The 25,574-nt window shown below is 50.7% G+C and carries 22 protein-coding genes and 2 pseudogenes; 11 read left to right on the top strand and 13 right to left on the bottom strand.

Annotation, left to right across the window (positions count from 1 at the left end):
- Positions 1–26: 26 nt before the first annotated feature.
- Together secF and BLR00_RS00455 are read left to right on the top strand one after the other, a co-directional pair.
- Entirely contained in the window at positions 27–962 is a 936-nt protein-coding gene (gene secF / locus BLR00_RS00460) for a protein translocase subunit SecF (RefSeq protein ID WP_074630309.1), read from the top strand.
- Positions 963–1,029: 67 nt separating this feature from the next.
- Positions 1,030–1,674: a DedA family protein gene (locus BLR00_RS00455; RefSeq protein WP_074630308.1), complete on the top strand. Its 645-nt coding sequence runs from the start codon at positions 1,030–1,032 to the stop codon at positions 1,672–1,674.
- Positions 1,675–1,712: 38 nt separating this feature from the next.
- Here the strand turns inward: BLR00_RS00455 and hemH are convergent, their stop codons facing one another.
- Together hemH and hrcA are read right to left on the bottom strand one after the other, a co-directional pair.
- A complete protein-coding gene (gene hemH / locus BLR00_RS00450; protein ID WP_074634051.1) occupies positions 1,713–2,798 on the bottom strand; it encodes a ferrochelatase in 1,086 nt (361 codons plus the stop codon).
- 163 nt (positions 2,799–2,961) lie between these two features.
- Entirely contained in the window at positions 2,962–3,981 is a 1,020-nt protein-coding gene (gene hrcA / locus BLR00_RS00445; RefSeq protein ID WP_074630307.1) for a heat-inducible transcriptional repressor HrcA, read from the bottom strand.
- A 440-nt stretch (positions 3,982–4,421) separates the two neighbouring features.
- Here hrcA and BLR00_RS00440 point away from each other — a divergent pair, with 440 nt between their 5' ends.
- Together BLR00_RS00440 and recN are read left to right on the top strand one after the other, a co-directional pair.
- Positions 4,422–5,306: an NAD kinase gene (locus BLR00_RS00440; protein ID WP_074630306.1), complete on the top strand. Its 885-nt coding sequence runs from the start codon at positions 4,422–4,424 to the stop codon at positions 5,304–5,306.
- A 10-nt stretch (positions 5,307–5,316) separates the two neighbouring features.
- On the top strand, positions 5,317–7,011 hold the full coding sequence (gene recN / locus BLR00_RS00435) for a DNA repair protein RecN (protein WP_074630305.1): 1,695 nt from the start codon (positions 5,317–5,319) through the stop codon (positions 7,009–7,011).
- Positions 7,012–7,053: 42 nt separating this feature from the next.
- Here the strand turns inward: recN and BLR00_RS00430 are convergent, their stop codons facing one another.
- Together BLR00_RS00430 and folE are read right to left on the bottom strand one after the other, a co-directional pair.
- Positions 7,054–7,947, bottom strand: a complete 894-nt coding sequence (locus tag BLR00_RS00430) for a hypothetical protein (RefSeq protein ID WP_074630304.1) — start codon at positions 7,945–7,947, stop codon at positions 7,054–7,056.
- 247 nt (positions 7,948–8,194) lie between these two features.
- A complete protein-coding gene (gene folE / locus BLR00_RS00425) occupies positions 8,195–8,764 on the bottom strand; it encodes a GTP cyclohydrolase I FolE (RefSeq protein WP_074630303.1) in 570 nt (189 codons plus the stop codon).
- Positions 8,765–9,397: 633 nt separating this feature from the next.
- Between folE and xth the strand changes: the two genes are divergently transcribed.
- The gene (xth, locus tag BLR00_RS00415) at positions 9,398–10,192 is read left to right on the top strand and encodes an exodeoxyribonuclease III (protein ID WP_074630301.1); all 795 of its coding nucleotides are present in this window, start codon (positions 9,398–9,400) and stop codon (positions 10,190–10,192) included.
- Between the two features lie 46 nt (positions 10,193–10,238).
- On the opposite strand, the gene BLR00_RS00410 is transcribed toward xth, so the two are convergent.
- The 3 genes from BLR00_RS00410 to pmbA form a co-directional block, all read right to left on the bottom strand.
- Positions 10,239–10,976 (bottom strand): helix-turn-helix transcriptional regulator, encoded by a 738-nt coding sequence (locus BLR00_RS00410; RefSeq protein ID WP_074630300.1) that lies wholly within the window; start codon positions 10,974–10,976, stop codon positions 10,239–10,241.
- A gap of 401 nt (positions 10,977–11,377) precedes the next feature.
- Positions 11,378–12,424: a phosphoglycerate mutase gene (locus BLR00_RS00405; protein ID WP_074630299.1), complete on the bottom strand. Its 1,047-nt coding sequence runs from the start codon at positions 12,422–12,424 to the stop codon at positions 11,378–11,380.
- A 156-nt stretch (positions 12,425–12,580) separates the two neighbouring features.
- Positions 12,581–13,939 carry a metalloprotease PmbA gene (gene pmbA, locus BLR00_RS00400; protein WP_074630298.1) on the bottom strand — a complete coding sequence of 453 codons (1,359 nt, stop codon included), beginning with the start codon at positions 13,937–13,939 and terminating at the stop codon, positions 12,581–12,583.
- A gap of 255 nt (positions 13,940–14,194) precedes the next feature.
- Here pmbA and yjgA point away from each other — a divergent pair, with 255 nt between their 5' ends.
- Complete coding sequence (gene yjgA / locus BLR00_RS00390) at positions 14,195–14,758, top strand: ribosome biogenesis factor YjgA (RefSeq protein WP_074634050.1); 564 nt, start codon at positions 14,195–14,197, stop codon at positions 14,756–14,758.
- 253 nt (positions 14,759–15,011) lie between these two features.
- Here the strand turns inward: yjgA and BLR00_RS00385 are convergent, their stop codons facing one another.
- Positions 15,012–16,118 (bottom strand): transglutaminase-like domain-containing protein, encoded by a 1,107-nt coding sequence (locus tag BLR00_RS00385; RefSeq protein ID WP_074630296.1) that lies wholly within the window; start codon positions 16,116–16,118, stop codon positions 15,012–15,014.
- A 115-nt stretch (positions 16,119–16,233) separates the two neighbouring features.
- Between BLR00_RS00385 and BLR00_RS00380 the strand changes: the two genes are divergently transcribed.
- The 3 genes from BLR00_RS00380 (at position 16,234) to BLR00_RS00370 (ending at position 19,257) form a co-directional block, all read left to right on the top strand.
- On the top strand, positions 16,234–16,920 hold the full coding sequence (locus BLR00_RS00380) for an alpha/beta hydrolase (protein ID WP_074630295.1): 687 nt from the start codon (positions 16,234–16,236) through the stop codon (positions 16,918–16,920).
- A 318-nt stretch (positions 16,921–17,238) separates the two neighbouring features.
- Positions 17,239–17,712 carry a response regulator transcription factor gene (locus BLR00_RS00375; protein ID WP_074630294.1) on the top strand — a complete coding sequence of 158 codons (474 nt, stop codon included), beginning with the start codon at positions 17,239–17,241 and terminating at the stop codon, positions 17,710–17,712.
- A 27-nt stretch (positions 17,713–17,739) separates the two neighbouring features.
- Positions 17,740–19,257, top strand: coding sequence for a sensor histidine kinase (locus tag BLR00_RS00370; RefSeq protein ID WP_074630293.1), 1,518 nt, complete (start codon positions 17,740–17,742; stop codon positions 19,255–19,257).
- Between the two features lie 58 nt (positions 19,258–19,315).
- Here BLR00_RS00370 and arfB read toward each other — a convergent pair whose 3' ends face one another.
- The 5 genes and pseudogenes from arfB to BLR00_RS15945 all read right to left on the bottom strand — a co-directional run.
- Entirely contained in the window at positions 19,316–19,735 is a 420-nt protein-coding gene (gene arfB / locus BLR00_RS00365; RefSeq protein ID WP_074630292.1) for an alternative ribosome rescue aminoacyl-tRNA hydrolase ArfB, read from the bottom strand.
- A gap of 189 nt (positions 19,736–19,924) precedes the next feature.
- Complete coding sequence (locus BLR00_RS00360; RefSeq protein WP_074630291.1) at positions 19,925–20,815, bottom strand: NAD-dependent epimerase/dehydratase family protein; 891 nt, start codon at positions 20,813–20,815, stop codon at positions 19,925–19,927.
- A gap of 79 nt (positions 20,816–20,894) precedes the next feature.
- Positions 20,895–21,815, bottom strand: a complete 921-nt coding sequence (locus tag BLR00_RS00355) for a glycosyltransferase family 2 protein (protein ID WP_074630290.1) — start codon at positions 21,813–21,815, stop codon at positions 20,895–20,897.
- A 242-nt stretch (positions 21,816–22,057) separates the two neighbouring features.
- Entirely contained in the window at positions 22,058–23,863 is a 1,806-nt protein-coding gene (locus BLR00_RS00350; protein WP_107878332.1) for a glycosyltransferase, read from the bottom strand.
- Positions 23,864–24,072: 209 nt separating this feature from the next.
- Positions 24,073–24,252 (bottom strand): annotated as a pseudogene (locus BLR00_RS15945) (IS3 family transposase); the annotation flags it as partial.
- Positions 24,253–24,464: 212 nt separating this feature from the next.
- On the opposite strand from BLR00_RS15945, the gene BLR00_RS00340 reads away from it, so the two are divergent.
- Complete coding sequence (locus BLR00_RS00340; RefSeq protein WP_074630288.1) at positions 24,465–25,205, top strand: class I SAM-dependent methyltransferase; 741 nt, start codon at positions 24,465–24,467, stop codon at positions 25,203–25,205.
- Positions 25,206–25,328: 123 nt separating this feature from the next.
- Positions 25,329–25,510: pseudogene (locus BLR00_RS15940) on the top strand (helix-turn-helix domain-containing protein); the annotation flags it as partial.
- Positions 25,511–25,574 lie beyond the last annotated feature (64 nt).

Raw genomic sequence — 25,574 nt, 5'->3', positions numbered from 1 at the left:
AGAAAACAAGCAGGAGATAGGGCCGGATGGAATTTTTTAGAATCAAGCACGATATCCCCTTCATGAGCTGGGGGAAATATACCACCACCATTTCGTTACTGACTTTTGTTGTGTCGGTATTTTTTCTCTTTACCAAGGGATTGAATCTGGGTGTGGATTTTACCGGCGGCACGGTAATGGAAGTCGGCTATACGCAATCGGCGGACATCAACAAAGTGCGGAATATACTCGTAAAACTTGGAATGCCGGATGTCAGCGTGCAGAATTTTGGCACATCCCGTGATGTGTTGATAAGGTTGCCCGCCAAGCCGGATATGTCCAGCGCCAAGTTGTCCGAAACAGTGATTGCCGCCCTGCGTCAGGATGACGCAGCTGCGGAGATACGCCGCGTAGAGTTTGTCGGCCCGCAGGTGGGCAAAGAATTGGTCGAGAACGGTGCATTGGCGTTATTGATCGTGTCGCTTGGCATCGTGGCTTATCTGGCGGTACGTTTCGAGTGGAAATTCGGTGTGTCGGGAATTATCGCCAATCTTCATGACGTCGTGATCATTCTCGGTTTCTTCGCCTTTTTTCAGTGGGAATTCTCGCTCACCGTGCTGGCGGCCATATTGGCGATTCTTGGCTATTCGGTAAATGAATCGGTGGTGATATTCGACCGGATACGGGAAAACTTCCGCAAGATGCGCAAGGCCCCCGTGGCGCAAGTCATCGATAATGCGATTACCCGCACCATGTCGCGCACCATCATCACCCATGGCAGTACCCAGATGGTTGTGGTCTCCATGCTGCTGTTCGGCGGCGAGGCACTGCATTACTTTGCCTTGGCGCTTACTATCGGCATCCTGTTTGGTATTTATTCCTCGGTGCTGGTGGCAAGCCCGCTCCTTATGTTGCTGGGCGTTTCGCGTGAGGACATCGTCAAGCCTGAAAAAAAGAAGGAAGAGGCAGAAGCGGTACCTTGATGTAGCGATCTTTCAGCCTCGTCCTACGTTACTCTCAGTTTAGTCTCAGTTTTGTCCAAGGCTCGTTTTGGAACTGCTCGCCACTTTCATCGATATCATCCTGCATCTGGATAAGCATCTCATCTGGCTGGTTCAGAATTACGGCAACTGGATTTATCTTATTCTGTTCCTGATAATCTTTTGTGAGACCGGGTTGGTGGTGACGCCGTTCCTGCCGGGGGACTCGCTGCTGTTCGTGGCGGGTGCGATTGCCGCAAGCGGGGCCATGGACGTTCAATGGCTGGCGGCGCTGCTGATGCTGGCCGCATTTTGCGGTGACAACACGAATTACTGGATTGGACGCTATTTCGGCCCCAAAATATTCAGCCGCGCGGATTCACGTTTATTAAATCGCGCCCATCTGGAAAAAACTCAACGATTCTATGAAAAGCATGGCGGCAAGACCATTATCTTTGCACGCTTTCTGCCCATTGTGCGTACCTTTGCGCCTTTCGTTGCCGGTGTTGGGCGTATGGTTTATACGCATTTTATGGCGTACAGCGCATTCGGCAGTGTTTTCTGGATCAGTTTCTTTGTGTTTGGCGGCTTTTTCTTCGGCAACGTACCGATAGTGAAAAATAACCTGACCTTTTTCATTTTTGGGATCATTATTATTTCGATTCTGCCGGGCATTATTCAATTTATACGCAGCCGGTTCGGCAATCGCGGCTAGAAAGTCTAGCAAGTGCTCGCACTAGGGCCTGTTAACCCTTATTTCGTAGCTCCCCTTTCCAGCGCCCGCTGCCGTGATTGGGCCAATTGCTCTTCTGAATGCTCCAGACTCAGCCATCCGTGCAAATTAGCAAGTGCGATGTCGGCCAGGGCCCGTATCCAGTCGTCACGTTCATTGAGGCAGGGAATGTAATGAAACTCGTGACCGCCAGCCTGGATGAAAATGGCCTTGCCTTCCATGGCGATTTCTTCCAGGGTTTCAAGGCAGTCGGAAACGAAGCCGGGGCAGACGACGTCCACGCGCCGTATATTTTGTTTGCCGAGTTGTTCCAATGTTACCGCGGTATAGGGTCTTAGCCATTCCGTCCGTCCAAATCTTGACTGGAAACAAATCTGGTACTCGTCCGTTTTGAGTTCAAGCGCCTCAGCCAGCAATCGCCCCGTTTTCTGGCATTCGCAGTGGTAGGGATCGCCTTTGTCCAGGGTGAAGCGCGGCACGCCGTGAAAACTTATCACCAGCTTATCGGGTTTGCCGGCTGTCATCCAGTAATCTTGCACATTCTGCGCCAGTGCGGCGATATAGCCCGGATGGTCGTGGTAATGCTTTACGGTGCGTATGGCAGGCGTGTTGCGCATCTTTCCCAGCTGCGCGAAGACTTCGTCGAAGGCTGAGGCGGTGCTGCTGGAGGCATATTGGGGGTAGAGCGGCAGTACCAGGATGCGTTCACAGCCATGCTGCTTCATTCGCCCCAGCACTTCCGCGATGGAAGGATTTCCAATGCTCATCGCATATTCAATCATCGGCGCGGGATGAGCGCGATCCGCCAGGGCATTACGCAGCAATCGAGTCTGGCGCTCGGTGTGGACTTTCAACGGTGAGCCTTCCGGCATCCACACTTGTGCATACTTTTCCGCCGATTTTTTGGGCCGAGTGTTGAGTATGACGCCGTTCAGAATCGGCCACCATGCCCATGGCGATATTTCAATGACCCGCGGATTGCTCAGAAATTGTTTGAGATAAGGCCGTAGTGCCTGGGCGGTAGGAGCATCGGGCGTGCCAAGATTGACCAGCAGAATGCCCGTCAGGCTTTGGGTGCCGTGCTCGTAAGCAGGTTCGGGGGAAATCAAGTTATTTCAATCTTCATTAGAAGCAATAACGGATTGACTGTATTTCCAACTCTACGGGCACTGCCCCCGTTGCCTTGTTCGCGTTTCTCATAAGAAATAGAATTGGGTAGCGAGCTTAGGAGGTGAATGCCGATCGCTGATTCAAGACGGAATGGAGTAACTAATGTTGCGACAATGCACTGGAGAGCAGTCTGGCGGTTGCATCCACAATCGGAATGATACGTTCGTAAGCCATGCGCGTGGGGCCAACCACCCCCACGGTCCCCACGACTTTTCCGTCTACCTCGTAAGGTGCGGTAACTACGCTGAATTCATCCAGCGTCAACACACCCGACTCGTCGCCAATGAAGATCTGTACACCTTCCGCCTTGCGGCTGAATTCCAGCAACTGCAATAATACGGTTTTACGTTCGAACAGATCAAACAGCTTCTTCAGGCTGGTCATGTTGCTGGCTAAATCATGTACATCAAGCAGCTTGCGTTCGCCCGCGACGACCACTGCTTCGCTATTTGCCTGGATTGCCTCACTCCCCAGTTCAATGGCCGCGGTCATGAGATTGGTCATGTCGTGGCGCAATTGCTTCAATTCGCTTTGAAGGCGGATGCGGATTTCATCAAAAGTGCAACCGGCATAATTCTGATTAATGAAATTGGCCGCCTCAATTAGCTCCGTCTGGCTGTAGGGTCTGTCGGTGAAAAGCACGCGATTCTGAACATCGCCTTCCGGCGTGACGATAATCAGCAGAATGCGCTTCTCCGATAAGGCCATGAATTCGATATAGCGGAATACCGCGCTGCTACGCTTGGGAGTTACCACCACGCCGGCAAAACGTGTCAATTCCGACAGCAACTGCGAAGCGGAATTGATCAACCGTGAAGGGTGGTTCGGGGTCAATTGATCTTCAAGCTGGTGGATCTCGATAACATCGAGGGGCTTGACCACCAGTAGTGTATCGATAAAAAAACGGTAGCCTCGATGGGTCGGTACACGTCCGGCTGAAGTATGGGGGCTGGCCACGAAGCCCATTTCCTCGAGGTCAGCCATCACGTTGCGTATGGTGGCGGCGCTCAGATCCAGGCCCGAAAACTTGGAAAGCGAGCGTGAGCCTACCGGCTGGCCTTCGCTGATATACCGTTCGACCAGGGTTTTGAGCAGAATTTTTGCGCGTTGATTGAGCATGGCATTATTTTACACCAGGATTCTGTTTTCCGGCTCTGGGATTACGTTATCCGGCTTAAAGAGGTTTAAGGCCTAAGGTAGCAGCAATTCCATGTACCAAGGCAACTGTCAGCCTGGAATTAGCCATTCACTTCATTTGACCGTTAACGAAAAATTCTGTTCAGTCGGAAGCGGCAATTCACAAGGTTATTCTTCAATGCCGCTTTATGTTTTCACCAGAAATTTTTCTTTCAATCGGCTATAGGGGCCATAGGAATTATATTGTGCATATTTATCGCACCATTGCTGGAATCTTTTGTCACCCGACGCCCGATATGGTTTAATCTTGAAAACAATTATCAGGGAATCTCTGAATAAATCCTTGGTGGCGGGTACTCAGAAGTTCCTGAATAACCGGTCGTTCGCAGCGATATAGCAGGTCTCCCATTTTAAATCCATCAATGAGTTCCCCATTCAAAACGATAGCGCTGATCGGCAAGCACAAGAATCCGGAAATCACGACTCCGTTGTTGCACCTTGGCCAATATCTGGTAAGCCGCGATGTGGAAGTTTTGCTGGATTGCCTTACCGCCGCCAATGTGGCCGGGAAAGCATATCCCGCCGTGACGATGGAGGAGATCGGCGTACGCGCTGATTTGGCCATCGTGCTGGGCGGAGACGGCACCATGCTCAATATTGCACGCAAGCTTGCGCCATTCAACGTGCCATTGGTGGGTATCAATCAGGGCAGGCTCGGATTCCTTACGGATCTTTCCATTGATTCCATGGTGGAGACGCTTGGCGCCATGCTGGATGGCCGGTATGTCATGGAGCGGCGCATGCTGCTATATGTTGAGGTCATGCGCCATGACGCCAGCGTATTCAGCGCCATGGCGTTAAACGATGTGGCGGTGAATCGGGGAGTGGGCGGCAACATGATTGAGTTCGAGGTACGTATTAATGGTGAATACGTCTACTCGCTGCGTTCCGACGGCCTGATTGTGGCCACCCCTACCGGCTCTACCGCTTATGCATTGTCGGCGGGCGGTCCGATTCTTCATCCCAGCCTGGATTTGATCGCGCTGGTGCCTGTCAGTCCACATACGTTGAGCAATCGCCCTATCGTGGTGGAACCTGATGCCATCGTGGAAATCCTGATGCATCGCACCGCGGTTGCTCGTGTCCACTCCGACAGCCATTCCCATTTCGATCTGCGGGAACATGACAGCGTTGTGGTGCGGCGTTCCCCCCACGAGGCAACGTTGTTGCATTCTTCCGACCATAGCTACTATCGCATGCTGCGCGAGAAGCTGGGCTGGAGCGGGCTACCGAGAAATCCGGTATGAACCCCTTATCATGCTGAAGTTTTTGACCATTCGGGATTTTGTCATTGTCGACCGGATGGAGCTCGAGTTTGTACCCGGTTTTACGGTACTTACGGGCGAAACCGGGGCGGGAAAATCCATTCTGATTGATGCGCTTTCGCTCGTTCTGGGAGAACGTGGCGACCCGGGTGAGGTGCGAAATGGCTGCGAGCGCGCAGAAATCAGCGCGGAGTTCGACGTTAGAAAATTACCCGAGTTGGGTGACTGGTTGCGCGAGAATGGATTTGAAACTGATGATGATGGAGGCATATGTCTGATGCGCAGGGTGGTGGATATTGGCGGGCGGTCACGCGGTTTTATCAATGGATATTCCGCTACCTTGCAGCAACTACGCGCAGCGGGAGAGAAGCTGGTGGATATCCATGGTCAGCATGCGCATCAATCCATGTTGCGCAACGATGCGCAACGTGATTTGCTTGACGCATTTTCAGGCAGCTATGAGTTGCATCGAAGTACGGCGGAGGTCTATCGCCGTTGGCAGAGCTTGCAGCAGCAGCGCCTGGCCTGGGAGCAGAATGCCGCCGTTTTCATGCAAGAGCGCGAGCAACTGGAGTGGCAAGTCAATGAAATCACCACATTGAATTTCTCACTGGATGAATGGCAAACGCTACAAGCCGATCACAGCCGTCTGTCGCATGCGGCAAGCTTGCTCGAAGCGGCGCAGATGGGGCTGGAAGGTCTATCGGAAGGAGAATCGGCCGCGCTCGCGCAAATCAACTCGGTTATTTCGCGTCTGCATAACCTGCTTGATCGCGACGTCGATCTTAAAATTGTGCTGGATTTACTGGAATCGGCGCAGATTCAGTTGCAGGAAGGCGTGTACGAACTGGAACGTTATCAGCAGCGCCTCGATCTTGACCCTCAGCGTTTGCAGGAAATGGAAGAACGATTATCGGCGATTCACGCCACCGCCAGGAAATATCGTATTACCCCTGCCGAATTGCCGGATCTGTTGAGAACAGCGGCCGACCGGCTGAACGAACTCTATCAGGGGGATGACGGTGAGACATTGGCGAGGGAAGAGACGGCAGTCCGGGATGAATATTTCAGGCTTGCAAAAAAACTGAGTGAGGCAAGAGAAAAAGCGGCCAAAACGCTTTCGCAGCAGGTTACCGCCGCAATGCAAACCCTGGCGATGGCGGGTGGGGAGTTTTCGGTGGCTTTAACCCCGCTTGAACAAGGTAATGCACATGGCATGGAACAAATCGAGTTTCAGGTTTCAGCTCACCAGGGGCTGCCCCTTCGGCCTTTGGCAAAAGTCGCGTCCGGCGGCGAGTTATCGCGGATCAGCCTGGCGATACAGGTCATCACCAGCAAGCTCGGTGCGGCACCCACACTCATATTTGATGAAGTGGACGCAGGCATAGGCGGGCGCGTGGCGGAGATCGTGGGGGGGTTGCTGAAAAAATTAGGTACCGAACGTCAAGTTATGTGCATCACTCATCTGGCACAAGTCGCATCTGCGGGAGACCACCAATGGCAAGTCACCAAATCGGTTGATCCGGCTAACGGAGGAAAGGTGTCGAGCCGCATTACCGTGCTTGAAAAACAGGAGCGGGTCGAAGAGATTGCCCGCATGCTGGGCGGCGAGAAGATCACCGAAACTACGCGCAAACATGCGGCTGAAATGTTGCGGGGCGGGCGGGATACCGGGTTGGCGATATAGCAGGCCGGGAAACGTGGATTCCTATTCGTTATGGAATGCTTCTCAGGCTTTGCAGTAAGAAGGAATCCAGCTGCGTTCAATCATATGATCAGGCAGTTTATTAAAGTCGAAAGCGATGCCATCTTCAATCATCTGTCCTACATTGAACAATTGTTTGATTTCGGGAATATCATTGAAGAACAGTGTATAAAAGGGCTTGACCAGCGCTTTTGAAATTTTCATACCCAGCGGGCCGATGAAATTCCTTCGTTGTCCCACATGGGCGACTTCATCAATGGTAATTTCATCCAGAAGTTCTTTTAAACGGCCACGAACTTCCGGTTCATCACTCAATATATCGTCAAACAGGCGGTTTAGATGGCAATAGTAAGTGACACCCATTAATTCAGTTACAAAAGCGGGTGAGTCCTTTAGAAACCCCGGAAATTTAGGAAATTGCTCGTAGATTTTTTCCTTGATGGGTCCCAAGGGCACCCATTCCACCCTGTCCAGACCACATGTCACAAGCATTTCGTTGAACAGGCGTACGTGACAGAATTCTTCGGCCAAATGCACACGGCTGATTTTATCCTCCACCCGGTACGAATTTGCCATATCGGGTACCGAATCCCACGCGCCTTTTATTCCCACCCACTCGTGTCTGGCGAATTTGTACATTCCCGTCAACATCAACGTCATGCGATCAAGGGAGCCGGGGTCATCCTGCATTTCAACATAATTTCGATAAAAATTTTCGGGATCGGGCAGTGGCTGCCGCAATCTTATCGGATTATCTTGAAAGTGCTGAAGGCGGGCGCGTTTCTTGGCCAGATCTTTATCATCTTCAAAAAGCTCACCGCCATGATGCTGAGTGAATTCCCAGTAATTTTCAAAATTTTCTTTTCTTTGCTGCTTTGTCGCAGGAGAAAAAATAGAGCGATATTTGCCTAACTTCATAGATGCCTTTCGATGGTGTTAGTAATTTAATTTACACACTTCATCTGATAGTAAAACGAACGAGAGGAATTATGGTTGACAAGTATGCGTATGGTATTATGAGAACCAGGCATCGATTCTGCATATTCAATCTTTATGCTGGATATAAGCCAAAAATATATGAGCAAGTGTACTTATATATTATTGCAAAGGAATGTCAGGTAAAGAGGCTTAACAAGTGGTTATTGGGTAGCCAGCGGACTGTTTGTTATTCTGCCAATGCTAAAAACTCCGCTCTCTGAGCGGCGTTCGTCTTTAGATCACCCAGCATCGAAGACGTGACCGTTTCTTCGCCTGCAACTGCGATCCCTCGCGACTCCATGCACATGTGACGACACCGGATTATCACACCGACTGCCTTAGGTTGCAGATGCTCAAGCAGGGACTGCGCAATCTGTTGGGTCAGGCGTTCCTGCACCTGTAGCCGTGCGGCAAAGCAGTTGACCAGCCGCGTCAATTTCGATAGCCCAACAATATGCCCGCTCGGAAGATAGCCAACGGTTGCATGACCGAAGAAGGGTGCCAAATGGTGCTCACAATGCGAGTAAACCGGTATCTGCCTGACAACAATCAGTTCATCGTAGCATTCACCCCCATCGGCGAATGTCTTGAGAATCGTGGCCGGGTCTTGCTTATAACCCCGCATCCAATGCGCCCAGGCGCGGGCAACCCGATTTGGTGTTTCGCTCAGGCCCTGGCGTTCAGGATCTTCGCCAATCGAGCGCAAAAGTCGTTGCCAGTCGGCTATGCCAAATTCTGAATCGCGTGGAGTGGTCATTGTAACTATGCCTTTGTTCAGATATAAAGATTGTCCAAAGTATCGACAGAGCACTTACTCGCATCGGCACCCGTGCCGGTTCGGCATGTTTCAGGTGCAGGTGGGAGCTACGCAAGTGATTAACAGCGGCGGCTGGATATGAACCCCCCTTTCCTCCTTGAGAAGAGGGAAGCATTTTGCGACACATCCATGTCCATAATAGCACAACATAAATGTGTAACTATTCAGTATTGGTGCTTACTATCGTATTCACCTGGTTCAAACGTAATAGCGTCGCCGGCGGAGAAAGACACATGGAGCTTCTGAGGCTATGAGATCAGGTTCTTCCTTATTGCTTTCAGTGCCTGGATAATATTATCCGGCATATAAATGCCTGCATCTTGTATAAATTATTGATGTTAAATTATTTTTTAAAGCACGTTTTGCCGGAATGAATTGGCAGGTGCTTGCCAAATCTTTGCAAAAGGAATCCTCCCAACTTCCTGAGCCCTTGAAATAAGCATCCACCCCATGGGAGAATGGCCTCCGAGATTAATATCTTGAGCGAAGTCCTGATGGCCGTTAGCGGTAGTCTCAGCGAGCGAGTCAAGCGTAAGCAGTTTGCATCGATCCAGCGAAGAAATTACAGACAATATGAAAATTGCCACATGGAATGTCAACTCCCTTAAAGTTCGCCTTCCCCAGGTTCTTGATTGGCTGGCGATAAATCAGCCCGATGTATTGTGTCTGCAGGAAACCAAGCTGCAGGATGAGAATTTTCCAACGACGGCCATTGCGGCGGCAGGATATCAGACAGTCTATACCGGTCAAAAAACATACAACGGCGTCGCCTTGCTCAGTAAGCAACCGGGCACTGAAGTTATCACAGCCATGCCCGGTTTCGATGACCCTCAGAAACGCGTTCTATCGGCGATTTACGGGGATATACGAGTCATTTGCATTTATGTCCCCAATGGGGAAAGCATCGAGTCGGAAAAGTATCAGTACAAGTTGAAATGGCTGGCCGCCCTCAATGGCTGGTTAAGGGATATGTTGAACAAACACCAGAAACTGGTGCTGTTGGGTGACTTCAACATCGCGCCGGAAGACTGCGATGTGCATGACCCGAAATTATGGGAAGGACAAGTTCTGTTCAGTCTGCCGGAGCGCGAGGCGTTTCGCGAAATACTTAACCTGGGCCTTCTGGACAGCTTCCGTTTGTTCGACCAGCCGGAAAAATCATACACATGGTGGGATTATCGCATGATGGCCTTTCGCCGTAATATGGGCCTGCGAATAGACCATATTCTGTTGAGTGATGCGCTTGCGGAACTATGCACCGCATGCGTCATCGATAAGATAACGCGCAAGCTTGAGCGGCCTTCCGATCATGCTCCGGTAATGGTGGAACTGAGGACAGAGCCGTTGGAGCTTAAGGTGGAGCAGTAATGCTATCGTTTATTTGTACCAGCCGTTGTTCGCGGCCAGTGCGGCTTCATGCAATAGTACAGGGTGCGATAAGTCCCATCGAGAGTGCACGCGAGATTGCTTGCTGACGGTTGACCACGCCCATTTTCTGCGCCGCGTTCTGGAGATGAAAAGTCACTGTACGCTCCGAGATGCTGACGATGTTGGCGATCTCCCAGCCCGTTTTGCCTTCCGCCGCCCATAACAAGCATTCCCTTTCCCGTTCCGTCAGCGTGATTTGCTTCAGGGGCAGGGGACCCTGGCTAAGTACAATACGCTGTACCGCCTCGTGCAGATAACAGGTTAACAGTTGAGCCTTGCCCATCATCGCCACAATGTCATCCTGCGCTTCGCGGGATTCCCGTGAGGTGGCAAGGCTCAGCATCGCGGCTTCACCGCGCCCCCCATGGACAGAGAAGCTGGCGCCGCTCACCAGACCGGAATCCTTGGCTTCGCTCCTTACCCTGGCTTCCTTGCGTCCCTTGAAAACCTCGTTCTTCCAGATAACGGGAATGGCGGTTCTGGCGCAGTGCGATACGGTCGGGTCGATACTGGCATAGCCCTCCTCATCATCATAATGCTTACGCCATGCTTCCGGATAACAACTGAGGATGAATCGATAGGGACGAGTGAGCGAAGTGTTCACCTGTACCCCGTAAAGAAAATGTTCAAATCCCATCTGGCCGATGATGGCCGTCGTATTGGTATGCAATTCTTCCACTGTGCTGCAGTTTAGCAACGATTCGAACAGGCTTATATCAGTCATGATGCTTCCCTTTCATGATTTATTCTCCCATGTCCCCTAGAGAACCCCATCAAACCATTTCATCAATCGGGGAATTCTATCAAAACTTCCCATCATACAAGATGTTAATTACAGGCCTGTTACAGAAATCCCAATAATTTTTAACCATCTGTTAGTGGATCATACCCCGATTCAGCGCGTCCATAAAATGACTATTCGTCCGAATGAATAGACCAAAATAGCTATTTACGCAAAGTATATACTGTGGCAAGGATTTATACAGGGTGGCAAGAGATTTTTATGAATGATGGGGAAATCTTTTAACCCAAGTCTGGTAGTTGGTCAGGATGGGGTGAGGAGGCGGGTAAGAGGCAGGGACGCGGGGCTGATGGAGAGTCTTACTTTCTTCCGGCTTGCCAACCTCATCGAACATAACTGGAAAGTGGCTTCGTTCTACGCCAGAATTTTCTCGGATCACCCCGTTTCAGGGCAAAATTTTGTGTATTGCGGCCACCGGTGTCTGTGAGTGTCAACTGATCGAATTTGCCTTGCCCGCACATTGTCCATAAGGGTGCGAACCAGCTGCGCTCCAGTTCTTTTAAACTCTCACGCCAACCGTAGGCATCCGCATACTGGGCTTTCCCATGCAGGGAGTCGAGTACGACCAGATGATTGCCGGGCATGGCGGATTGATGCCACGTTGCCGCATCCGGCGACAGCCGTATTTGGTTAGCGCCGGACGTCATTGCGAGGGAAGCGGCAAGCACATCATTGCTCCATACATGAGTATAGGGGCTGGCCATTGATTGCGGCATGATTCCGCCGCCCCAGAACCAGGTGCCGTTAATGGCCGGTTCGCCGCGCGCCTCGCGTGACTGGTTGAGCGGATGCTCATGCAGCAGCATCTGAATTTCGTTGAAAAGTCCGCGCCAGACTGTATTGTTCGTGCCGAATGGCAATAGCTCGCCGAGCCCTTTATTAGCGACCTCGCTGAGCAAATGCGTTTCTGCCGGTGGTGTTGCCGTTAATCGCAAATACCAGCGATCAGGCTGTAGCGGCACAAATACCATCTCCTGACCATTTTCTTCAAAATGCCGGTTAAGTAAACGGGTGAGTTGATCCGCTTCTTCCGTAGAAATACGAAACACGCGGCTGTCAGCCAGCAGGATTTGATCACGTTCGATGCGCAGATGCACGGGATCGGCACGAATCCAGTAATCGCTTCTGGCTTTTAAGCTTCCCGCACCATCGCCTTCCAGGGTAATGGGCGCCACCGGCCAATCCCGCTGTTTTGACACGCCGAAAGCGCGGCAAAGCCACGCCTCGATTTCCTGGGGCTGATCCTCAGTGCACAAACTCTTTGCCAGCAGATTTTCCAGCCCGGGCAACGGTAAATCGCGGTAAATTTCGGGCAGCGACGTATCTGGCCAGAAGAGGGAAGGAACAAGCAAATGTAGATTTTGGATCATCCTGAATCCGCTATTGGACGAGGTGAAGCACGAAAGCGGAGCGAAGTTCTGATAATGGGCGCTGCCGGATCAACGCGAAAACCCTGACGAGAGAACAGTGGCGATATGCGCGAAATTCAATTCGGGGAGAATGGCGGCGTCCTGTACCGAGCCTTTTTAGCCGCCCGCCACTGTCATCCTGTCTACCAGCAGCGATCCGCACTGCTTGGAACCCCGTACTATCACATCGTTACCTACTGCGGAAATGCCAAGCAGCATATCTTTGAGGTTACCGGCGATCGTGATTTCCTCAACCGCATAGCAGATTTCCCCCCCTTCTACCCAATAGCCGGCGGCTCCACGGGAATAGTCTCCAGTAACAGGGTTCACGCCATGGCCAAGCAATTCGGTCACCAGCAGTCCTCTTCCCATTTTCTTGAGTAACGCGGAAAATTCCAGGGCAGCGCCATTATCGAGAATCAGATTATGATTGCCACCCGCATTACCCGTGGTGCGTAACCCAAGCTTGCGAGCGGAATAGCTGCTGAGAAAATAGCCTTGTACCACACCATTTTCTATCAGCTTACGTTCATGGGTGGCAACACCCTCATCATCGAACGCTCCGCTCGCCAACCCTTTTTTCAAATGGGGCAATTCGCGGATCTGTATATCCGGCGCAAATACCTGTTTGCCAACGCTCTCCAGCAGGAACGACGACTTCCGGTAAAGGCTGCCACCGCTCACGGCGCCAACAAAATGTCCTATCAGACTGGAGGCAATCGGCGCTTCGAACAGCACAGGTACTTCACAGGTGGCGATCTTCCTTGCACCCAGGCGCGCGACACTGCGCATCCCGGCTTTTTTGCCGACACTATCGGCCTGCTCCAGATCGGCGGCGTCACGCACCGTGCTATACCAATAATCGCGCTGCATGGCTTCATCCTGACTTGCGATGACCGCACAACTGATACTATGGCGAGAGGAAGGATAACCGCCCATGAAACCGAGACTATTCGCATGGACAAACTGCGATTCATTCAATGAAACACTCGCTCCTTCGGAGTTGGTGATACGCTTGTCAACCGCAAAGGCTGCGGCTTCACAGGCCTGAGCGAGCTGGATTGCCTGCTCCACCGGCAATTCCCATGGGAAATACAAATCGAGATCAGGAAACTCCCGCGCCAATAAATCGGCATCGGCCAATCCAGCGCAATCATCCGCCGCGGTGTGCCCCGCGATGGACAGCGCCGCCGCCACGGTGTCGTTTACAGCCTGGGGTGAAAAATCTGATGTACTCGCATGACCACGTTTCTGGCCAATATAAACCGTTACCGACAACCCTTTATCCCGGTTGTATTCAATGGTTTCCACCTCACCCCGGCGTACTGTGACATTCTGGCCGAATCCATCCGAGACATCGGTTTCGCAGGCGGTAGCGCCGCCCTTCCTGGCATGATCCAGCACATCACGTGCAATATTCTGGAGCATGGTAAAAGGATAGGAAAAATGTGGCGAAGATTTGGTATTCTCATTCATGGCGGAGCTTCACGGAAGTAATATCGGATTGATTATCGAGCGGCACATAATTTTCCGGGCAAGAAACAAGTTCGACAGGATTTTTTTGCGGCACATGGCTACGCTGCAACTCCCTGGAATGGACCGAGCATTCCGCGTCGTGGCGCCTTGCCCCGCACCCAAAAAACCATACACTCCACCCTGTCCACCTGCCGGACTTAGGATAATGCGTTGAATGACGCTATGATAGCAGTTTCTGATTGCCACATTACCGCTATGCAAAAAAATCCAATCAAGGATTCCGGGCAGAATTCCGAGCCGGATCTCTTGCCCAGCAAGACCCGCCGCAAGCAAGAAATGCATGCCCTGCAGGACATTGGCGAACAATTGGTGCAGCTCGATCTCAAGCGGCTGACCGAACTCGCCTTGCCGGAAACGCTAACAGACGCCATACTCGAGGCCAGACGGATACATAAACATGAAGCCCGCCGCCGGCAGATGCAATATATCGGCAAATTGATGCGTGACGTTGATGCTGCTCCAATTTTAGAAAAGTTTGATTTATGGAGCGGCGTAACCCTGCAACATACCGCACGGCTTCACCTGCTGGAACGCTGGCGAAACCGGCTGCTCGCGGATGAGCAGGTTTTCGCCGAGCTTGCACGAAAGTATCCTGACGCTGACTTGCAGCATCTGCGCGCTCTTGCGCGCAACGCCCACAAGGAAAAACTCGCGAATAAGCCGCCCAGGAGTTTTCGTGCGCTATTTCAAGAGTTGCAGAAAATTATTCCGGAAGAATCCGGAAAGATCGATATAGACGACGTGGTAGCAAATGAATAACGGGTGTTTGAGGGATCGCTATATCCGTTACGTCTTGTATCCTGCCCGGAAACACCGTTGTGACTAACGTAGGATGAGTGGAGCCCAGCGTAACCCATCAAAACCCGATAATGCGCTGCCGGTACTCCGGCCACTGGCGCATCAAGACACCATTTTCACGCGATTTACCGGATTACAATCCCGGTGGTATGGAATAAAAAGCCAAATGATGGGTTGCGCTACGCTCCACCCATCCTACCTGGCTATCCAATGGCTAGAATTTGACGCCGGTGCCGACCAATTCCGACGAAACAATCTTGTAAACGAATGCCGCCGGCTCGAGGCTATCCTGTAGATGACCGGCAACCTCGGCCTGGGGGTACATGAAAAACGGGAGTTCGCCCAATATACTATCTTTCGCCAGGGTGATATCTCTGCCATGATTAAACGCCACCCAATTCATTTCCCAGGCACCAAACAATTTCTCACGCAGCGCGGCCACGCGCGGATTGGTAATGGGTAAATCTTCATCCAGCGCCAGTTGGCGCACATCAGCGGGGTCCACGGGCACCCATCCCAGACCGGCAAGATAAAATTCGGGACGGCAGTGCTGAGCGGTGGAGACATCGCCTGATTGGCCAAGCGTTTTATGCGTTGCGGACTCATCGATGCGAATTCCATAGTTATCCCGGGCGGGAACACCGGCAGCCCGCGTGAGTCCAACAAACAGAGCATTGAGGTCGGCGCATTTTCCGCCCAGATTGCCGGATTCCAGCATGGATTTGATGTCGCCCCGCCCACAGCCCCGCGTTGCCGGATCACGATAGGAGTTCTCCACCACCCAATCGTATACCGCCTGCGCTTTCTTCAGCGGCGTTTGGGCATTGGCCTCTTTGACGATGGATAAGGCGGTCTTACGCACGATACCATCCAGCGGAATATGCTTGGTCGGTTGCAGATAACGCTTCACTTCCGCCGGGACGCTGGCCGTGCCACTTTCGGTATAGTGACGCAAATCGACAACCCGATCAGTAGTCTTTATAACGCTGCTTACCGAAACATTGCGCGGACCAGTGCCGCGCCACTCAGCATAAAACATGGGCGACGTCGTTCCCGGAATATTGTCAAACCTGGCGATGTCCGCATTACCGCTCCATACGCTACCTTGGGAAAACTGATGGGCGGTGTCATTGGTATCCGGTAGCGGCAGCCATAGACGCGCCTTTTTTCCCTCATTAGGAAGGTCGACTTTATAGGTCAGACGGTAACTGCGCGATCGCGGCCGAACAGCTTGCTGACCGAATACGGATGACGAAATAGGAAATAATGCGGCGCTCACCCCACCGACCCCTGCTAGTTTGATAAAATCCCTACGCTTCATGACCTTTCCCCGCAATTCTGGTGCAATCTTAACAATCGAAAGCGCGAATCTAATCCTGCCTTTCGGCTAAGTCAACCCACATTTTCAACTCTTATTTCAAATCCCTTTTTTATCAATGACTACTCTTTCCGCCGAGCTGCTTCCCGCCATCGAACTCGAAACCGGAGTTCACCCCACCCACACCATCTTATGGATGCATGGTCTCGGAGCCGATGGCAACGATTTTGTTCCCATCGTGGACGAACTCGGGTTGCCTTCCAGTCTCCACATTCGCTTTTTGTTCCCGCACGCGCCCATGCGGCCGGTGAGCATTAACCGGGGCTTAGTGATGCGCGCATGGCACGACTATGACGTAGTCGATCCACATTCCGGTGTTCGTGAAGAGATGACAAGTTTGCGCGATTCTCAACGGGCAATCGAAGCGCTGATTGACCGCGAACTGCACCGCGGTATCGAGCCGGGAAATGTCGTCCTGGCGGGCTTTTCCCAAGGCGGAGCCATGGCGCTGCATACCGGTCTGCGCTATCCGGAAGAACTCGCCGGCATCATGGCGCTATCGTGTTATTTGCCGGCGTCACAAATGCTCGCAGCGGAGGCGCATCGAGCCAATGCCGGCATATCAATTTTCATGGCACACGGCAGTGCCGACAACGTCGTACCCATGACACTGGCGGCGGCTGCAAGTCGGCAACTGCACGAATCAGGCTACGCCATGGAGTGGCACGAATATCCGATGGCGCATTCTGTTTGTGCAGACGAAATAGCCGATATCGGTGATTGGCTGAAACGTATTTTGACATAGCGCCACGGAAAATTGGTATGTAGGGCAATGAAATGGACTCCTCCCTCCTGGCGGCATCGAAGTGTGCCAGACTGTAATTTCGACAAACAGTCAACAGAAGGAGGAGTCCATTTCATTGCCCTACGGTTTGCTCGCCGGTACGCTGAAAAGGGTCGCAACACGATATATGGCGCGGCTTCTGGCATCATTTAATTCTTGACTGGCCGCAATCTTGACGAATTCTTAACTTGCGCCTGACATTGTCATCACACATACTATATTACCCTGTTGATGATAGGGTATTTCTATATGTATATAACAGAAACGGAGAAGACTAAAATGCATGCAACTATCCAACATCCAGAACCAGGCAAACTGGCGGGTCAGCAGTCGAATTCCGTACTCGCAAAAGAAGATTGTGCGAAACAACGGATTGCCCATGTCGATGACGATCCGGATATCCGGGATACGGTCAAGCGTATCCTGAGTGCCAATGGATATATAGTTGATAGCTACCAGACAATGGGAGATTTTTTGGAATCCCTGCGGGAATCGGAAAATCCCCCGGATCTGGCAATTCTCGATGTGATGGTGGAAACCATGGATGCCGGTTTGGAGGCTTTTGTCGAAATCCGGAAACGCCTTCCACAACTTCACATGATATTCATGACTTCTCTCGGGGAAGAGATCCGTCCTTATTTTACAGGTGTATCCGACGAATGGATTTTGATCGTGGAAAAGCCAGTTGAACCGGCTAGTTTCTTATCGATTATTCGCAGCCGTCTGGACAATGCAAATAACGCAAAGGTTTAAAGTGGATACTTCCTCGAGAATTTAACCATGGCTCTTGCCGAATTTTCCTGGGATACATCCAGGAATCGCTTCGCGTTCTCCAATATCGGGGTGACGGGCTCGAAGCTTAGCGATGAAGTATTAATCGGCAACGCCCGATGGTTTATTATTTTTCGATGGGGTGTGATTGGCATTCTCATCCTTTTTCAGATAGTAGCCGTTATTGCTTCAGATACGCTTACCGAAGCAGGCATCACTCATCAACAAGGATGGCCGCTCGCTATCACTTTGGTATTATGCATTGCCAACATTGTTTGCATCTATGCTTTAGATTCCCGCCGGCAATCCAAGTATAACTCTCCGTCGATAAATATCTGGGCGCAGATTATTATCGATCTTCTGTGCCTCTCGGTTGTCGTGCATTTTGTTGGCAGTATCGCAACACCAGCCCCATTTTTTTATGTGCTGCACATTGCCTTATCGTGTATTTTTTTCTCGGCAATGGAAAGTCTGATCGTGGCGATTCTGGTTTGCGTCATGTATGCAATCGTTTTAGTGATAGAAACCCCCCTTCTTTTTCTCTCCCCCCAATCCGTACTGATCGGTCCCGGCACATCCGGCACATCCGGCATAAATCTCCACAAAATCGATGTCCTTTCATGGATGTTTACCCTTGATGTGCTGCTTGTCATTGTCTGGTATGTGGTTTCACGGCTCGCTATCGTTGTGCGGACACGCGAACGCCAGCTCCTGGATGCTTACGAACAGATCAGCCGGGCTCAGGTTGAGAAGGACCGGTACGCGGTTCTGATGACACATCAGCTCAAGGCGCCACTCGATGCGATTCGCAGTAAAATTAATTTGATAAAGGGCGATTATTGCGGAGAAGTTTCGCCTGAAATAAAAGACGTCATACTAAAAATAGATAATCGTGCTTCCGGTATGGCAGGCCTGATTCTGGATGTACTCAAACTTGAACGATTGAAAGCAGCGGCCCGGAGTGAAAATGCGCGGGAGCATGTCAATATAGAGGCGGTAATCTGCAAGTGCATCGACAAATTGAATCCCATCGCCAGTTCACGGCACATCGACATCAAAGTATCGATTGAGGATTTCGTAGTCGAAGGTATTCGCAATCAGCTTGAAATTCTCTTCGAGAATATCATTTCAAATGCCATCGCTTATTCATACGATGGGGCGTCGGTAGAGATCACATCGGTTGTCGACAGGCAAAGCTTATCCACTGTGGTAACGGTCACCGATCATGGGATTGGAATCGGAGAAAAAGACTTGCCGCATATTTTTGATGAATATTTTTATACGCCCAGAGCCGTGCTCCACAATAGAACATCCAGCGGGATAGGATTGTCGATCGTAAAAACCGTTGCGGAAAATAACAAACTGCAAATCAAGATTTCCAGCGAACCCAACATGGGAACAGCCTTTTCCGTTGTCTTTCAGGGTGCGAAAAGCGCATCGGTTGCGGAAAAGAGCGTACAAAAACCTGGGAGTCCGGTTGCACATCCGGCAAACTCGCAGGCGGGGTCGCTGGAGCCAACCGGTTAAAGGCGGATGTTCGTAGAGGCCTACTCGCTCATTCGCGGGGTAAATTGCCTGCTTGCCGTCACGACCTATCCGGACCAAGTTCGGTCAGTAATTTTTTTCTCGTAGTCTTAAGCTGCCCCCGCTGTATTTTGCTGTCGAGCCTCTTTGCTTGCGAACTACGAGTCGGTTTGGTCGGTTTACGTATCCGGGGTACCTTGGTTGCGCTATCGATAAGCTCATATAGACGCCCCAGTGCCTCCTCGCGGTTTTTCTCCTGGCTACGGTACCGCTGTGCCTTGATAACGATAACGCCTTCCTTAGTAATGCGCTGGTCACTCAGTTTCAGCAACCGCTCTTTGTAAATCTCGGGCAGCGATGACATGCCGATATCAAAGCGCAGATGAATCGCGCTCGATACCTTGTTTACATTTTGCCCGCCAGATCCCTGCGCCCGAATCGCAGTTATCTCGATCTCGTTTTCGGGGATGATAATATCCATATAGAGTTTTTCCCGCTACTTTCCGGTAATCTGCGGCAGGTGTAGGTTGGGGTGAAGCGCGGACCCTCAATCTACACCTGCTACCTTAGGTGCTTATATATGTTTGCAATTATGCCTCCATACCGTTTCTTGTAGGATGGGTGGAGCGCAGCGCAACCCATCATTCGGCTCGCAGCCCTGGCTAGATCATTACTTTGGATCTTCACAATACGGCAAAAACAGCCTCGGTAAAAACCCGAAATCCCGTGTCGCATCAGCGTGATCAAAACACAGATCGATATTCATGCGCATCGCCATTTCCGGTGTCATGTTCCGCTTGCCGGGCAGCAGCATGATGACACGTATCGCACCACGAAACAGCCATGCGGGGATAATCAGAAAACGTGCAGGCTTACCAAGTGAACTAAAAATTCTTTCGACCATCTGACGGTAACTTAACGTCTCACCACCGCTCACGTTATATGCCCTACAGAACGTAACCGGCTGATTAAGCGCCATGATGCACGCCTCCGCCAGATCATCGGCATGTACCGGTTGCCGTAATCCCGAGGCTTCCCCCAATAATGGAAAAAAACTATAGTTCTGAATAAAGCGTGCGATCACTGCGATATTCTTATCGTGCACACAATCGTAAACCAGCGTTGGACGAAATACTGTCCAATTCATTTCCAGAGCGCTGCCTAGACGCGTAATGGCTTCTTCCGCCGCAACAAAGCGCGCTACCAACTGTTGTTCACCCGCATCGGCAGAACTAGCCTTGCTAAACAGGCTGGTTGAACCGAAACCGATTACCCGCTTGATCTGAAGCGAACTCAAAACCGGTAGTAACGGTGGCAGCAGCCAAAGGGGGGCGAGATGAATGAGCGCCTGCGCGTTGACCCTGGGTAATTGCTCCGGATGAGTCATATCCACCGGGTGCCAGAATACCTTCTTATCAGTTGCGCCTGGATTCTCACGGCAATTGCGGCTGATGGCATGCACTTCGTAACCCGCATTCACCAGCCGGGGCAACAAGAAATGGCCAATGATACTGGTCGCCCCGGTGACGATAACTTTGGGAGGAGAGGCAGGATCAGACATTGAGCGCTAAACGTCAGGGTTGAGTTGAGAAAGTCAGTCCGCCTATAGTGGCCAGGAAGACAGAAAGTGCCGATTATTTTTACCCGGATCCTGCAATGCGGCGGGTGAAGTAATAGGTGGCCACAGCCGCAAAGCGCAACCATACCCCCAGCGCCACCAGCCACATCAAAACGCCGGGATACTGATGCCGGAAGAATTTGCGATAGAACCGCATCATCCCCTTGTGCTTGTGCCACTCCACAAAGATGGGGCGAGACCGGCTGCATACTCCCTTATGGTGCATAACCGGAGCATCCGGTACGAAAAGGATTTTCCACCCTTTCTGCCGAAAGCGCATGCACCAGTCAAAATCCTCACAATGCAAAAAATAACCCTCATCCCAAAGGCCAACATCCTCGATTGCCTCCCGCCGCACCAACATCAGCGCGCCGGAAATCGCCTCCACCTCGATCGGGTGATGCGGCAAGGCCTGCTTATGCAGATGAAAATCAAAAAACACGCGGGGCCAATATTCCGCAAACCGATACAACCCAAAGGCACGAACAAATGAACGCCAAGGGGTAGGAACCGCACGGCGCCCTCCCGCCTGCTCGGTGCCATCCTCATTGATCAATAATCCGCCTACCATCCCGGCGTCCGGATTAGTCTCCAGCACTTGCACCATGCGTTGTAACGAACCCGCACTCAAAACACAGTCAGGATTCAGGAACAGCACATAAGCGCCAGCGGCCCGGGCAATACCGATATTGCAGGCCGCGGCAAAGCCGAAATTGGTTGTGTTGCGAATAATCTTGAGTTTCGGCTCCTCAGGAAAATGTTCCGTGCAAAGCTCAAGACTCAAGTCTGTGGAGGCATTATCCACCACCAGCACCTCACTTACCTGTGACACCTGTGCCAATGCTGAATCGATACATGCTGTCAGGAATTGCCCAGCGTTGTAATTTACGATGACGACGGAGACTGAGGATTTATCTGAGTGAGTACCTACCTCAATAACCATTGGCATCTTTCATCTGTCTTTGCGATTCTTTTTACGAGGAAGCAGGCACTTGTCCAGCAACCGCAATTTTCAGTATCGTAGCGGCTCATGCTTCACGCGCCGAGCCTGAAAATCCCGGCCATCCAGTGCCATCAAGTTATTTGCACGATGGCTGAGCGATCAGCATGCCACATTCCACAAGTAGGCGCTTGAATAAAGCGCCGGCTGCGGAATTGGTTTATCGCCGCATTTCAGCGAAATTATCACGGAGATTTTGTATCTGTATTGTACGCCCGCATCTTTTCTCTTAATAACTCACTACTGGCAAAGATCAGATCCGTATAGTGGCTGTTTTCAACGCCCCAGATGGTGGATTGTTGAGATTCCTTATGTCCCACCAGAAAGGGCTCAATGGTCAATACTTTTATGGATCCGTGTCTTTCAAGATAGCGATCAATAGTGTTGGTTGTTACATCATGGTTGGTTTCATCCCACTGTGCGATAGTGTCGAATACGCGTTGGTGGTAGACGTCGAAAACTGTACTGATTAACTTATCGATAGTGGCAAAGTGGTGACCTTGATAGATGTGAGTTTCCAGGATACGCACATCCTTGTTGAGATCGGCCATTAGCCCCGAGAAAATGTCCCAATTCAAATTCTGATCGTTCAAGTGATGCTGTATGTCTTGCCACCGCGAGGCAAAATCGGGAGGAAAATCGACATCATCCTCGCAGATGGTTACTTGCGGCAAGCACTGCTGGCGTGCGAGCATGATCATCAACTTATAACTCATCGCGCAGCCCAGCCAACTTTGAGTGTGCCGCAGTCCTGGGAAGCATGAGAAACCGAAGTGATTATCTTTGTTGAATTCATTCTTGCGTTCAACATACTCGGGCAATGTGAGGCAAATTTTGTCACTAGGTAATTTAACTTTGTGACCAGCCTGGTGCCAAAAATCTTCAAAGGTAATGTTGTCTGTTGCCAATAGAAATCTGTAGAAAAAGTAATCGAATCGATTTGGCTGCTCTTGGAGCAACAGGCGATTCTCAGAGATACGCTGCCGACGCAAGCCATCGTTGTCTAGCCAATAGCGCACACGTCCAACCATACCCGAGATATCATCGATATCCACGAAATCAATAACCTGCAGCAGTTCATTGTGCTGATCCATGTCGCTGGAACGTTCCGAGATAACAAGCTTATTCAACGATAGGCATTCCCAAATTCGGGTGGTTTCTAGCAGTGCTCCGGCATAATAGTGAATGTTCACAACTAAGCGGGCGCGCGCCAAGGCAGCATGAAGGGGTGCCCCAAAGAGGTCATTAATAATTTTCACGCGACAATGTTTCTTAAGCTCTTTCAGAAATCCCTGTCGCCGCTTGTTTTTTACATCCCCATAAAAAATTACATCACAATCTTCCAAAGTAAGATCAGGCTCGGGCTCATAATTAGCGATGTACCCTATCGGAAGATAGTAGATTTGGCGCGGACTCAGGCCCTTAAGCGTGAGGAAGCTGATATTGATCGTTGAGTAATCGAGTATAGCAACCGAATTTTCTAAAATGCGCAGATACTTATCGGTAAACCAGCGTGAGCTGACCGATTGCTCCATCTGTAATGCGATGTAGAAGGGTGGTAGCAGTGCAAACATTTGGGGGCAAATGACAAAGTGGAGGTTATTGCTGTAGCCATGACCAGGTCGCTCGTTGATGATTTGGGTTTCGATTCCAATTCGAGACAAGGCGGCCGAGATGGCATGGGCCAGATAAAGACAGTGAGGAGTAGTAAGAATGATGACCGATTGTCTTGATGTCGATCGCAAGAGGAGTTTGGCTGGTGTGGCGGTAGGTGCAAGCGGTTGGCGCAGGCCGCCCCGCTTAACAATTTCGATTGTGCGACGTAAAGAGTTCAGTACACCCAATTTTCGTGCGTATAAGGCGTATCCGCGCAGAATTTCAGGGTGTTTCAGAAAGTATTTTATTGTCGCAATCTTACGAGAAAACTCAATTCGCACCTTTCGCACCAATCCACCCAAAATGCGTAGTGATCTAGTCTTGGCAAGGCTCATTTCGTCAGGTCTTGGAGTACGATAAAAACGGATTCAGCAAAGAACAGAAATCCTGAATCGTATCAGCATGATCGGAACATAGTTTGACGCATCGATGTGTCCCGGTAATAGTGCCAAGGGTATTTCAGCAAAGTCCGGGTTATGACCTGTAGTAGCCGCGACTTCATCTGACAGTTACCCGATTTGACTGGTGCGGTTGTAGATCAGATTCAATTGTTCAGCAATGTGATTTTATCGTGCCAGACCTCCTTTCCGTCAATTAATGTTTGTATGGGTGTACGCCCGCAACACATCTTGCCCTGATGGGTTCGGTCATGATTATAGTAATGCAGCCAGTCATCCAGATCGATTTGCAACTCCTCAACTGACCGGTATATCTTGTGCTGGAACGGTAATCCCCCTGAAAGTAGCTGCCGCAGCTAAAAATGGGATGAGTACCGTCCCAACCCATATGCTGGCAATCGTCCAAACCACATACTTCGAGGCGCTCGACAACACTTTGATTATACTAATGGTAAGATCCCAGATGCGGAAACGATTTTAGGGATGGATGTGACCTTGAATCCACCTTGTTTAGGAAAAACCTTTAGGAAAGAAAGCCATGGAAAAGACACTTTCATTGAATTGGAAAAATAACACCGATTTTGAAATAGGCGGATATACGTTAACCATGAATTATGAGCATGGTGGTAGTAAAATAATCTCTAAAGATAATAAATTCCTTCTAATGAAGGCCGAGAATTTCCTGAAGCACTATACGTCTTTAGATCCCAAAGAATATAGAAGAGTTCTTGAACTTGGCGTTTATCAAGGGGGTTCGTTTGTTTTCTTGGATCAACTCCTGCAACCGGAAAAAATTTCAGCCATTGAGTTATCAACCACCCCCCTGCCGGCGTTGGATAAGTATGTCGCAGCCAATAAGGATCGGGCAAGACTTTATTACGGAACATCGCAAGATGATGCCGAAAAACTAAGAGCGATCGTCAACACTGATTTTGGCGGAGAGTTGGATCTAGTCGTAGATGATGCATCGCATTTTTACGAACAGACTAAAACATCATTCAAGACGCTCTTTCCCTTAGTTCGCCCAGGCGGACTGTACATTATCGAAGACTGGGGCTGGTCGTTTCAGGATGTCTTCCAAGACCCTGACAATCCTTGGAACTCCGTCGCCTCCCCGGCAAATTTGATGATTGAATTGATGGAAGATATGACTCGCGGTGATCTGATCTTAGATATTCAAATTGCGCGAGAACTCATAAAAATTCGCCGTTCTAATTTGGTCGCTGGTCAAGTGTTTGCCACGCAAGCCCGCAGGGGAAGAACGTACAATTTACTCTAATGTGTAGTAGCTGCGATTTAATCTGACAGTAGGGCCTTGCCAAAGGTGGGGTTACCCGGTTTGATAGAGGTGCGAATCTTTATCAATTGAGCGCTCAAGCGCAAAGGAGTAACCCCATGAGTAGTGTTCAGCAAAATATTATCAAACAAGGTAGGCTTGCTTGATCTGGCAGCCGAGCTTGGTAATGTATCCCGCGCCTGCAAGGTAATGGGCTTTTCTCGCGCGATACGTTTCATCGCTACCAATCGGCCATGGCGTCAGGTGGTGTCGATGCCCTGATTGATGCCAACCGGAGGAAACCCAACTAAAATCACATTACTGAACAGCTGAATCTGATCTGACAATTGCACCAGTCAAATCGGGTAACTG

Source organism: Nitrosospira multiformis, from assembly GCF_900103165.1.
Classification (GTDB): Bacteria; Pseudomonadota; Gammaproteobacteria; order Burkholderiales; family Nitrosomonadaceae; genus Nitrosospira; species Nitrosospira multiformis_D.
Note: the sequence above shows the minus strand (reverse complement) of the source record. Positions and strands in the feature narration are given on the sequence as shown.